This window comes from Streptomyces sp. NPDC041970 (assembly GCF_055588985.1).
This window is the reverse complement of record NZ_JBVJCD010000096.1, coordinates 1-11,275: the sequence shown is the minus strand read 5'-3', so window position 1 is coordinate 11,275 and position 11,275 is coordinate 1. Positions and strand designations below refer to the sequence as shown.

Sequence of the window (11,275 nt, the reverse complement as noted above, 5' to 3'; positions counted from 1 at the left end):
CGATGAAGAGAAGATCCGGCTCACCCTCCACACGCCGAACCACATGATCGTCCCAAACCTTCTCCGCGAGTGTCCTACCCATCGCTTTCCCTCCGACCGGCGCCCTCGCCGGTCCAACTAGAGATTCGGTGCGCCGCCGCCCGGTCCCCCGTGCGGGGCGGTGGCTGCGAGCCCTCGGACGGCCGCCCGTACAGGTTGGCAACTTCCACCGGAAATTGAACTTGCGTTTCACAGAGTGAGACGCGAGTATCGTCGTATGGACAACTCTAGCGGCGTCGGCGTTCTCGACAAGGCGGCTCTGGTATTGAGCGCACTGGAGTCCGGCCCGGCCACCCTCGCCGGACTGGTCGCGGCGACCGGGCTCGCGCGGCCCACGGCCCATCGACTGGCCGTGGCCCTGGAACACCACCGGATGGTGGCGAGGGACATGCAGGGCCGTTTCATTCTCGGCCCCCGGCTGTCGGAGCTCGCGGCCTCGGCGGGCGAGGACCGCCTGCTGGCCACGGCCGGACCGGTGCTCACCCACCTGCGCGACATCACCGGGGAGAGCGCCCAGCTCTACCGCCGGCAGGGCGACATGCGCATCTGCGTGGCGGCGGCGGAACGGCTGTCCGGGCTCCGGGACACGGTGCCGGTCGGCTCCACGCTCACGATGAAGGCGGGCTCCTCCGCGCAGATCCTGATGGCCTGGGAGGAGCCGGAGCGGCTGCACCGGGGGCTCCAGGGCGCCCGGTTCACGGCGACGGCGCTCTCCGGCGTACGCCGCCGGGGCTGGGCCCAGTCCATCGGCGAGCGGGAGCCGGGCGTCGCCTCGGTCTCCGCGCCGGTGCGCGGGCCCTCCAACCGCGTGGTGGCCGCGGTCTCGGTCTCGGGCCCGATCGAGCGGCTCACCCGCCACCCCGGCCGGATGCACGCCCAGGCGGTCATCGACTCGGCAGCGCGACTGAGCGAGGCCCTGCGCCGTACGGGCTGAGGCCCGACCGTCCGACCGGGCGGGCCCCGGCCCCGCTCTCCCCCTCGTCCTCCTCGTCCTCGCAGGCCGCCCCAACGCCGTGGCGGCCTTTTCTCTTGCGCGCGGCCCGCCACCCCCCGGACGACCGGTGGGCGAGGCGGCCCGTCCCCCGGCGGCCCCGCGACGCGATCGGCAGCACGCCCGTCGCCGCGCCCAACCCGTACGCGGGCACGTCGACGTGGATCGATGCGCAGCCGCCCTCGGGCACGGCGCAGGTCTCGGGCCACAGCCCCACGTGCCGCCAGGACTTCCTCTCCTTGCGGTTCACCATCGCCCAGGCCGTGCGGTGGAACACGTCGGGCACGGCCGCGTACAGCTTCTCCTTCGACTCCCCGTACTGGACGACGCGGTACGTCCGGGGGGACCCGGTGAGCAGCGTGCAGCCGAGGAGGCCCCGCTCCTCGTCCCCGGTCAGCTCCCGCGACATCCGGGGCCTCGCGGCGAGGACCGGCGGCCAATGGCGCACGCCCCAGAAGTGGTTGACGCGCATTCCGACGAACAGGACGACGACGTCGCCCTCGGCCGCCGCCGTCGTCCGGCCCGGTGTCGGTTTCCTGACCATGAGGCGCCCCGACTCCGCTGGAGAGTCCTCGGCCGTGCTGCCCGAGCCGCTGTTCATGTCGCGGCGGCGGCCCCGAGCGAGGAGTCGGCCCGCCGGTACGGTCCGTGAGCCGGCTGCCCGCCGGGCAGCGAAAAGGCCCTCCACCGAGGTGAAGGGCCTTGCCGTACTGCCGTGTTGTACCCCCGACCGGATTCGAACCGGCGCTACTGCCGTGAGAGGGCAGCGTGCTAGGCCGCTACACAACGGGGGCGTGTTTCCTGCTGACTTGCGCTGGGCTACCAGGACTCGAACCTAGAATGACGGTACCAGAAACCGTAGTGTTGCCAATTACACCATAGCCCATGGTGTGACACGTACCCCCGACCGGATTCGAACCGGCGCTACTGCCGTGAGAGGGCAGCGTGCTAGGCCGCTACACAACGGGGGCCCTAGCGATCCTGCATCGAGAACGTGGGTGCGACCCAGATGTTCTCGCGGGAAGGATCTGTACCCCCGACCGGATTCGAACCGGCGCTACTGCCGTGAGAGGGCAGCGTGCTAGGCCGCTACACAACGGGGGCGTGTTTCCTGCTGGTCTTGCGCTGGGCTACCAGGACTCGAACCTAGAATGACGGTACCAGAAACCGTAGTGTTGCCAATTACACCATAGCCCACTGAAATGCAACCCCTGGAGGGGGCTTCACTTCTGTCTGCGCTGTCCGACCGGATCTTTCGGCCCGCTCGGGCGGCGCAGAAAGAACATTACCTGAAGGTGTCCGGCGGTCCAAAACGGGTATGGCCCGCCAGCAGCGCGGGCAACTGGTCGAGCCCGGTGATCCGTACGAGATCCGAGCGCGCTCCCCTCCCCCGCCGGTCGAGCCAGATGCCGGTCAGCCCGGCGGCGACGGCCCCGGCCGCGTCGATGTCGGGCTCGTCGCCCACGTACGCCACCTCGTGCGGGGCCAGCGCCAGCGCGTCGCAGGCCGCCCGGAAGGCGCCGGGGTCCGGCTTGGAGAGCCCCAGCTCCTCGGCGCACACCAGCGCCTCGAAGCGGTCGCGCACGCCGAGCGCGATGAGCTTGCGGTGCTGGTGGCGCGCGGAGGCGTTGGACAGGACGCCGTGGCGGTAGTCGCGGGCCAGCAGGTCGAGGGCGGGCAGGACGTCCGGGAAGAGGGCCCAGGCGGCCTCGTAGTGGGCCGCGTGGCGCTCGAACCAGGCGTCCGCCTCGGCGTCCTCCAGCGTCCGGGAGAGGAAGGCCCGCACCCGGTCGCGGCGCCGGCCCAGGAAGTCCGCCTCTCCCCCCGCGGCGCGGGCCCCGTGCGTCCCGGCGAGCGCGCGCCAGGCGTCGAGGGCCTCGTCCGCCGACGCGTACGCCGGGGGCAGCCCGTCGCGCTCCAGGTGGCTCCGCATACCGACGCGGTCGGCGCGGGCGTAGTCGAAGATCGTGTCGTCGACGTCCCAGAGCACGGCGCGGATCGGCATGGCGCCCACGGTAGCCGCCGCGGGCCGGTCGCGCGGGCGGAACCGGCGGGGATACGACGAGGAGGGGCGCAGCCGGACGGCTGCGGCCCTCCTGCGAGCGTCGCCGGTCAGGCGGCCAGCTTCGCCAGGGCGGCGTCCACGCGGGCCAGGCTGCGCTCGCGCCCCAGGATCTCCAGGGACTCGAAGAGCGGCAGGCCGATGGTGCGGCCGGTGACGGCGACCCGGACCGGGGCCTGGGCCTTGCCGAGCTTGAGGCCGTGGGCCTCGCCGGCGGTCAGGACGGCGTCCTTCAGGGCCTCGGCGTTCCACTCGGCGGCGGCGAGGTTGGCGCGGGCGGTGGCCAGCAGCTCCGCGGAGCCCTCCTTCATCGCCTTGTTCCAGGACGCCTCGTCGTGCACCGGCTCGTCGAGGAAGAGGAAGTCGACGTTGTCGGTGATGTCGGAGAGGACCGTCACGCGGGTCTGGGCGTACGGGGCGATCCTGGCGAACCTCTCCGCGTCGAAGGCCTCCGGGGCCCAGGGGGCGAAGGGCGCCCTCAGCCAGGGGCCGCACGCCTCGGTGAAGTCCTTCACGTCCAGCATCCGGATGTGCTCGGCGTTGACGTGTTCGCACTTCTTCAGGTCGAAGCGCGCCGGGTTGGCGTTGACGTCGGCGATGTCGAACGCCGCGACCAGCTCGTCGACCGAGAAGATGTCGCGGTCCTCGGCGATCGACCAGCCGAGCAGCGAGAGGTAGTTCAGCAGGCCCGCGGGAAGGAAGCCGCGCTCGCGGTAGAGGTTGAGGGAGGCCTGCGGGTCGCGCTTGGAGAGCTTCTTGTTGCCCTCGCCCATGACGTACGGCAGGTGGCCGAAGGCGGGGATCTCCTTGGCGACGCCCAGCTCGATGAGCGCCCGGTAGAGGGCGATCTGGCGCGGGGTGGAGGAGAGCAGGTCCTCGCCGCGCAGGACGTGGGTGATCTCCATCAGCGCGTCGTCGACCGGGTTGACCAGCGTGTACAGCGGGGCCCCGTTGGCGCGGACGATGCCGTAGTCCGGGACGTTCTCCGGCTGGACGGTGATCTCGCCGCGGACGAGGTCGGTGAAGGTGATGGCCTCGTCGGGCATCCGGAAGCGGACGATCGAGCTGCGCCCCTCGGCCTCGTACGCGGCGATCCGCTCGGCCGTGAGGTCGCGGCAGTGGCCGTCGTAGCCGGACGGCTTCCCGGCGGCGCGGGCGGCGTCGCGGCGGGCGTCCAGCTCCTCGGTGGTGCAGTAGCAGGGGTAGGCGTGACCGGCGGCGAGCAGCCTCTCGGCCACGTCCCGGTAGAGGTCCATCCGCTGCGACTGCCGGTAGGGGGCGTGCGGTCCGCCGATCTCGGGGCCCTCGTCCCAGTCCAGGCCCAGCCAGCGCATCGAGTCGAGCAACTGCTGGTAGGACTCCTCCGAGTCGCGCGCCGCGTCGGTGTCCTCGATCCGGAAGACCAGGGTTCCCTGGTGGTGCCGGGCGAAGGCCCAGTTGAACAGCGCCGTCCGGACCAGGCCCACGTGGGGGTTGCCAGTCGGGGAGGGGCAGAAACGTACGCGAGGGGGGGTCTCCCGGCCGAGCGGAGCCGACGGCTCGGAGGACGGTGCGACGGGTGCGTTAACCACGCTTGATCACCTTGTTGGTGAGAGTGCCGATGCCTTCGATGGTGACGGCGACCTCGTCGCCGACGTGCAGGGGCCCGACTCCTGCGGGGGTTCCGGTGAGGATCACGTCGCCCGGAAGCAGCGTCATGGCCTCCGTGATGTGGACGATCAGGTCCTCCACGGAGCGGACCATGTCGCTGGTGCGGCCGAGCTGGCGCTGCTCGCCGTTGACCGTCGCCTGGATGGTGAGGTCGCGGGGGTCCACGTCGGTCTCCACCCAGGGGCCCAGCGGGCAGGCGGTGTCGAAGCCCTTCGCGCGGGCCCACTGGGCCTCGCGCCGCTGCACGTCGCGGGCGGTGACGTCGTTGGCGCAGGTGTAGCCGAAGACCACGTCCCCGACGCGCTCGCGCGGGACCTCGCGGCACATGCGGCCGATGACCACGGCCAGCTCGGCCTCGTGGTGCAGCTCCTGCGAGAAGGAGGGGTACTCGATCGCGTCGCCCGAGCCGATCACCGAGGTGGTGGGCTTGAAGAAGACGACCGGCGCGTCCGGGACCTCGTTGCTCAGCTCGGCGGCGTGCTCCGCGTAGTTGCGGGCGACGGCCACGACCTTGTTGGGCAGCACGGGGGGCAGCAGTCGGACCTTGTTCAGCGGGACCTTGGTGCCGGAGAGCTCGAAGTCGGCGTACGGGATGCCCTTGATGATGTCGAGGACGAGGTCACCGGATTCCACGGTGCCCTGCCCCTCGACGGCGCCGAACGCGACATTGCCGTCGATGGAGAACCTGGCGATGCGCACGGGATGCTGTCGCCCCTCACTTGCTGGCTGGCTGAAGACTGACGCTCCAGGCTATCCCGGTGAGGGGCGGCGTCCGTGTTCAGCGGGTGGGCGCGACCGGGGCTTCCATGAGGATCGTGCGGCGCGGGTTGGCCGTCACGGCGGGCAGATCGGCGGCGTGCTCCGGCCGCTCCGGCGTCCGCAGCGCCTCGGCGTCCTTGAGGTGCGCCAGCGTGGTGCGCCGGGGGTTGGCAATGTTGCGGAACGTCATCGTCGTCTTCATCTGCCGTCAGGACCCTTGCTCGGTGAGGGCGCCGCTCGCGGCGCCGGCTGGTCGGATACGCCATCCCAGTAAAGCGTCAGGCTAAACATCCGATTCCCCGCCCAAGCGGGGATGAGGCGACGATCATCATGTGAGTTTGCTCACGAACTAATCGACATTTACCCCAATGCGGACAGCCGCTCATGGTCCAGAAAAAGGACATTGCTCCACTGAAGCCACCATTCCGCCCCTGATCATCTCGACTGGGACACCCCCCACCCTCGGGTGACTCCTCCGCAATCGCCCGTTTTAACCATGATCACGTTCCACTGCTTGTCACGCGTTCATCACAACGGGTCACCCAGGTCACGGCCCGGTACGTGGGCCTTGTTGGAGATCGTGCACTGTGCTGGAATTCCACGCACCGCCGCGGGTTTCAGGCCGGCGCGCAGGGGCGCAACGCAGCGCCGAGCAGCGGCGGGTAGGGGGAAGCACGCCGGTCGCTCAACGACCACCATGAGGCGCGTCCAGCGCCTCACGACGCCGACACCGTTCGGCCCGTGTACACGGGCCGAACGCCTGGTCCAGAGGTTGCGACGCTAGTGCAGGGACGTTTCAAGAGGGATGGCAGCGCTCCGGCGGAACAGGAGCCGCGCGGCGGGACCGACCGCGGTTCCTCGCCCCAGCACGCCCAGAACACCGGGGCTGCCGGCGCCGGCGACCAGGGCGACCGCGCACAGCGCCCGGCGACCCCGACGGGCGACACGGAACCGAGCACGTCGGCGCAGTCGCGCGGTCCGGTCGACACGGGTTCGCGAATAGCGCTCCGTAACTGGCGCATCAGCACCCGCCTGGTCTCGCTCCTCGCCCTCCCGGTGGTCGCCGCGACCAGCCTGGGCGGTCTGCGGATCAACGAGTCCATGACCGACATGCAGCAGTTGAAGCACATGCAACTGCTGACGAAGATGACCAAGCAGGCGACCACGCTCGCCCAGGCGCTCCAGGTCGAGCGCGACCAGTCGGCCGGCCCGCTGTCGAACAAGTCCAAGCCGACCGACTACAAGGTCACCGAGCCGCGGACCAGGACCGACCGGGCCAAGGACGCCTTCCTCGACGGGACCGACTCGATCGGCGACTCCGAGGGCGACGAGGCGCTGGAGAGCATCCACGCGAGCATCTCGCAGATCGCCTCCCAGCTCAACACCATCCGCACGATCCGCAAGACGGCGTACGAAGAGGGCGCGCCCAGCCTCAACACGATCGACCAGTACAGCCAGTTGATCACCTCGCTGCTGAGCCTCTCGCAGGACATGGCGCAGGCCACCAGCAACCCGGACATGATCAAGCGGACGCGGGCCCTGGCGGCGTTCTCCTCCGCCAAGGAGTACGCCTCGGTCCAGCGCGCGATCATCGCCGCGGCGCTGCCGGGCGGACCGGTCAAGGAGCCGCACCTCAACCCGAACGACCGGCAGTTCGGCTCCAACGCGCTCGCCAAGGAGTCGCGGGCCCTGACGTCCTTCAAGGCGATCTACGGGACGACCGGCGAGAGCGCCGAAGAGCTCATGACGTCCCTGGACAACGGGAACCCGGAGATCAACGCCGGGAACATGTACGCCAAGCGCATCCTGGACACCACGAACGGGATCGAGGGCAAGCAGGTCCGCTCGTACCTCGACTGGTACGACCAGAGCACCATCAAGATCAAGGCCATGGAGACGATCGAGGCCACCCTCCTCAGCGACATGGAGGCCAAGGCCCGCGAGCTGCGGCAGGCCTCCCAGCGCGAGGCGATCGTCAACGGCGCGGTCATCCTCCTCGTGCTCGGCGTCTCGCTGGTCGGCGCGTTCGTGGTGGCCCGCTCCATGATCCGTTCGCTGCGCCGCCTCCAGGACACCGCGACGCGGGTCGCCCAGGAGCGCCTGCCCGAGCTGGTCAAGCAGCTCTCGGAGACCGACCCGCAGGACGTCGACACCTCCGTCGAGTCCGTCGGCGTGCACTCGCGCGACGAGATCGGCCAGGTGGCCGCGGCCTTCGACGACGTGCACCGCGAGGCGGTCCGCCTCGCCGCGGAGCAGGCCCTGCTGCGGGGCAACGTCAACGCGATGTTCACCAACCTCTCGCGCCGCTCCCAGGGCCTCATCCAGCGCCAGCTCTCGCTCATCTCGGAGCTGGAGTCCCGCGAGGCCGACCCGGACCAGCTCTCCTCGCTGTTCAAGCTCGACCACCTCGCGACCCGTATGCGCCGGAACGGCGAGAACCTCCTCGTCCTCGCGGGCGAGGAGCCGGGCCGCCGGTGGACCCGCCCGGTGCCGCTGGTCGACGTGTTGCGCGCCGCCGCCTCCGAGGTGGAGCAGTACGAGCGCATCGAGCTGTCCGCGGTGCCCGCCACCGAGGTCGCCGGCCGGGTCGTCAACGACCTCGTGCACCTGCTCGCCGAGCTGCTGGAGAACGCCACCTCGTTCTCCTCGCCGCAGACGAAGGTCAAGGTCACCGGTCACGCGCTGCCCGACGGGCGGGTGCTCGTCGAGATCCACGACACCGGCATCGGCCTCTCCCCCGAAGACCTGGCCGCGATCAACGAGCGGCTGGCGCAGCCGCCGACGGTGGACGTCTCGGTCTCCCGCCGCATGGGCCTGTTCGTGGTCGGCCGGCTGTCGCTGCGCCACGGCATCCGCATCCAGCTCCGGCCCTCCGACTCCGGCGGTACGACGGCGCTCGTCATGCTGCCGGTCGACGTGGCGCACGGCGGCAAGCAGCCGCCGTCCAAGCAGGGCCCCGGCCAGCAGTCCGGCGCTCCGGGCGGCCCGCTCGGCAACGGCGCGGGCGGCGGTCAGCGTCCGGGCCCCGGCGGCGCGCCGGGCGGACAGCGCGGGCAGGTCGGCGCGGGTGCGGGTCCGCGGGCGGCTCTGCCCTCCCGCGACAACGGGCCCGGCCGGCCGCAGGGTGCGCAGGGCGGCGGGCAGCCGGACGACGGCGGCCGCGGCCAGGACGTCCCCCCGGTCCGGGGCCAGGACTTCCCGACGCAGGACTTCCCCGTCCAGGGCCGGGGCCAGGCGCCCCAGCGCCAGGGCGGCGGCCTCTCCGGCGCCTTCGGCAACAGCGCGCGGCTCGCCGCCCGCGGCTCCCAGGGCGAGGCCCAGGGGCGCAACGACGGGCAGCCGAACCTGTTCGGCCACGGCGGTCCCCTCTCCCCCGCCCAGAACGGCCGTACGGACCCGTTCGCCCCGCAGAACCCGCAGACCCCGCAGGGCCCCCCGTCCGGCCGGCAGGCCCCCGGCGCGCCGCAGGCGCAGCCCGGCCAGCAGCCCCGGCAGGAGCAGGGCGGCTTCCCGGACCAGGGCGGCTTCCAGCAGCCCGGCGGCCCCGGCCGCCAACTGCCGCCGCCCGGCGGGCCGCGCGCGGAGCTGCCCGGAGGCGCTCCGCAGCAGCAGCGCCCGCAGACGGCCGACTGGGGCGTGGACGCGCCCCGCGGCCACGAGGAGCACGAGGCCACCGGGCAGTTCCCCCGCCCGGCCGGTCTCGGCCAGGACCCGGCGTTCGACGCACTGCCGAACCGGCAGCCGCGACCGGACGACCTCCAGGGCCCCGGCGCGACCGCCGAGTTCGCCCGTCCCGACTTCTCGGCGCCGCAGGACCGGGCGTACGGGCAGCAGGCTGCCCAGGGCCAGGACCCGGCGAGCACCACGCAGTTCGCGCGCCCCGACTTCGGCGTCCCGCTCCAGCAGGGCCAGGAGCACCACCACCAGGGCCAGCAGCCGCCCGCGCCGCTCCAGCACGGCCTGGACGGCGACGGCTTCGGCGCGCCGCGTCCCACCGCCTCGCCGGCGGGCGAGGCTCCGCACCGGCCCGCGCTGCCGTTCCAGCCGCAGCAGCCGGAGGCGCTGCCGCCGGCCGGCCCCGGAGACGGTCGTACGCCGCTGTACGACACCCTGGAGACGAACTGGTTCCACGGTCCGGGCCAGGGCGGTCAGCAGTCCGCCGAGCCGCAGGCGCCCGACGCCTCCGACGCGCCGGTCCCGTCGCTGCCCCAGCGCGGTGCGGCCGACGCTCCGGCCGTCGGCTCCTGGCGCGCCTCGCCCAACGACGAACTCGTACGCCAGGCCGAGCGGGTCAAGAAGCCGGCGGCGGGCGGGGTCACCACCTCCGGGCTGCCCCGCCGCGTTCCCCGTGCCAATTTGGTGCCGGGGACCGCTCAGCAGCAGAATCACCAGTCCGGACCTCAGGTTTCGCGCGCGCCCGATGACGTGCGCGGTCGTCTGACCAATCTCCGCCGGGGCATCCAGCAGGGTCGGCAGGCCAACAACGGCCCGTCGACCGGCAGCATCCATCTCGGCCCCACTCACCAGCAGGAGCGTTAGTTGAGCCCCATGAGTCAGGCCGCGCAGAATCTGAACTGGCTGATCACCAACTTCGTGGACAACACCCCCGGTGTGTCCCACACGGTGGTGGTCTCGGCCGATGGCCTGCTGCTGGCGATGTCCGAAGGATTCCCGCGCGACCGAGCCGACCAGCTCGCCGCGGTCGCCTCCGGGTTGACATCGCTGACCGCGGGCGCGTCCCGGATCTTCGAGGGCGGCGCCGTGAGTCAGACCGTCGTGGAGATGGAGCGGGGATTCCTCTTCCTCATGTCCATCTCCGACGGTTCGTCGCTGGCCGTTCTGGCCCACCCGGACGCCGACATCGGTCTGGTCGGGTACGAGATGGCCCTCCTGGTCGACCGTGCGGGCACCGTCCTCACGCCCGACCTCCGCGCCGAGCTCCAAGGCAGTCTGCTCCACTAGGCGGCCATCCAGCGGAAGCACGACACGATCCCCCCAGGTACTGCCCACAACCCTCACCCGTCAGGCCGCCACGCTCCCCTCACCGGCCCTTTCAGACGGCACGCCGAGAACCTGCTGTCACGCCCGGAGGACTCATGACCCCGCCACCCGCCTCACCCGATCCGTACGGCGCTCTGCACCACGCGTCGTACGACGGGGAAGGCGACCAGCCGCTGGTCCGCCCGTACGCCATGACCGGCGGCCGGACCCGGCCGCGTTACCAGCTCGCCATCGAGGCGCTGGTCAGCACCACGGCCGACCCGGCGCACCTGGGGACCCTGCTCCCCGAGCACCAGCGGATCTGCCACCTCTGCCGTGAGGTCAAGTCGGTCGCGGAGGTGTCGGCGCTGCTGTCGATGCCGCTCGGCGTCGCCCGCATCCTGGTGGCGGACCTGGCGGAAGCCGGCATGGTGGCCATCCACCAGCCGGGCAACGGAGAGACCGGCGGCACGCCGGATGTGACACTGCTCGAAAGGGTGCTCAGTGGACTTCGCAAGCTCTAGCGGCGGAGCAGCCCGCTCCACTACCTCGGCGAAGATCGTGGTGGCAGGGGGCTTCGGCGTGGGTAAGACCACGTTCGTCGGTGCCGTCTCGGAGATCAATCCGCTGCGCACCGAAGCCGTGATGACGTCCGCGTCGGCCGGCATCGACGACCTGACCCACACCGGGGACAAGACCACCACCACCGTGGCCATGGACTTCGGACGCATCACCCTCGACCAGGACCTGATCCTGTACCTCTTCGGCACCCCCGGACAGGACCGCTTCTGGTT

General features: G+C 71.5%; 9 protein-coding genes, 5 tRNA genes and 1 pseudogene. 5 read left to right on the top strand and 10 right to left on the bottom strand.

Translation table 11 applies throughout. The features are described from left to right. The first annotated feature begins 256 nt into the window (after positions 1 to 256). Positions 257 to 973 (top strand): IclR family transcriptional regulator NdgR, encoded by a 717-nt coding sequence (gene ndgR, locus ACZ6EJ_RS27150; RefSeq protein ID WP_124270284.1) that lies wholly within the window; start codon positions 257 to 259, stop codon positions 971 to 973. A gap of 121 nt (positions 974 to 1,094) precedes the next feature. On the opposite strand, the pseudogene ACZ6EJ_RS27145 reads toward ndgR, so the two are convergent. From ACZ6EJ_RS27145 to ACZ6EJ_RS27100, 10 genes and pseudogenes are all read right to left on the bottom strand, one after another. Then, positions 1,095 to 1,574 (bottom strand): annotated as a pseudogene (locus ACZ6EJ_RS27145) (DUF4188 domain-containing protein); the annotation flags it as partial. A gap of 177 nt (positions 1,575 to 1,751) precedes the next feature. Beyond that, a tRNA-Glu gene (locus ACZ6EJ_RS27140) sits at positions 1,752 to 1,824 on the bottom strand. Positions 1,825 to 1,844: 20 nt separating this feature from the next. Then, positions 1,845 to 1,916 (bottom strand) — tRNA-Gln (locus ACZ6EJ_RS27135). A gap of 12 nt (positions 1,917 to 1,928) precedes the next feature. Further along, positions 1,929 to 2,001, bottom strand: a tRNA-Glu gene (locus ACZ6EJ_RS27130). Positions 2,002 to 2,061: 60 nt separating this feature from the next. Then, positions 2,062 to 2,134 (bottom strand) — tRNA-Glu (locus tag ACZ6EJ_RS27125). Positions 2,135 to 2,155: 21 nt separating this feature from the next. Then, a tRNA-Gln gene (locus tag ACZ6EJ_RS27120) sits at positions 2,156 to 2,227 on the bottom strand. Between the two features lie 88 nt (positions 2,228 to 2,315). After that, positions 2,316 to 3,035 carry an HAD family hydrolase gene (locus ACZ6EJ_RS27115; RefSeq protein WP_469270775.1) on the bottom strand — a complete coding sequence of 240 codons (720 nt, stop codon included), beginning with the start codon at positions 3,033 to 3,035 and terminating at the stop codon, positions 2,316 to 2,318. A 107-nt stretch (positions 3,036 to 3,142) separates the two neighbouring features. Continuing rightward, a complete protein-coding gene (gene gltX, locus ACZ6EJ_RS27110) occupies positions 3,143 to 4,663 on the bottom strand; it encodes a glutamate--tRNA ligase (protein ID WP_469270774.1) in 1,521 nt (506 codons plus the stop codon). Further along, positions 4,656 to 5,441, bottom strand: coding sequence for a fumarylacetoacetate hydrolase family protein (locus tag ACZ6EJ_RS27105; RefSeq protein WP_469270773.1), 786 nt, complete (start codon positions 5,439 to 5,441; stop codon positions 4,656 to 4,658). Before ACZ6EJ_RS27105 ends, gltX begins: the two co-directional genes overlap by 8 nt. A 79-nt stretch (positions 5,442 to 5,520) precedes the next feature. After that, on the bottom strand, positions 5,521 to 5,703 hold the full coding sequence (locus tag ACZ6EJ_RS27100; protein WP_469270772.1) for a hypothetical protein: 183 nt from the start codon (positions 5,701 to 5,703) through the stop codon (positions 5,521 to 5,523). A gap of 581 nt (positions 5,704 to 6,284) precedes the next feature. Here ACZ6EJ_RS27100 and ACZ6EJ_RS27095 point away from each other — a divergent pair. The 4 genes from ACZ6EJ_RS27095 to ACZ6EJ_RS27080 form a co-directional block, all read left to right on the top strand. Further along, positions 6,285 to 10,040 (top strand): sensor histidine kinase, encoded by a 3,756-nt coding sequence (locus tag ACZ6EJ_RS27095; RefSeq protein WP_469270771.1) that lies wholly within the window; start codon positions 6,285 to 6,287, stop codon positions 10,038 to 10,040. Further along, positions 10,041 to 10,463, top strand: a complete 423-nt coding sequence (locus ACZ6EJ_RS27090; protein ID WP_003966009.1) for a roadblock/LC7 domain-containing protein — start codon at positions 10,041 to 10,043, stop codon at positions 10,461 to 10,463. 134 nt (positions 10,464 to 10,597) lie between these two features. After that, positions 10,598 to 11,005 carry a DUF742 domain-containing protein gene (locus tag ACZ6EJ_RS27085; RefSeq protein WP_358756572.1) on the top strand — a complete coding sequence of 136 codons (408 nt, stop codon included), beginning with the start codon at positions 10,598 to 10,600 and terminating at the stop codon, positions 11,003 to 11,005. Then, a partial coding sequence (locus tag ACZ6EJ_RS27080) for a GTP-binding protein (RefSeq protein WP_469270769.1) occupies positions 10,986 to 11,275 on the top strand: 290 nt, incomplete at its 3' end. The genes ACZ6EJ_RS27085 and ACZ6EJ_RS27080, both read left to right, overlap by 20 nt.

Bases quoted from the DNA above. Each gene is read 5' to 3' on its own strand.
- ACZ6EJ_RS27100 (WP_469270772.1), bottom strand. From the start codon at position 5,703: ATGAAGACGACGATGACGTTCCGCAACATTGCCAACCCCCGGCGCACC.
- ACZ6EJ_RS27115 (WP_469270775.1), bottom strand. From the start codon at position 3,035: ATGCCGATCCGCGCCGTGCTCTGGGACGTCGACGACACGATCTTCGAC.
- ndgR (WP_124270284.1), top strand. From the start codon at position 257: ATGGACAACTCTAGCGGCGTCGGCGTTCTCGACAAGGCGGCTCTGGTA.
- ACZ6EJ_RS27085 (WP_358756572.1), top strand. From the start codon at position 10,598: ATGACCCCGCCACCCGCCTCACCCGATCCGTACGGCGCTCTGCACCAC.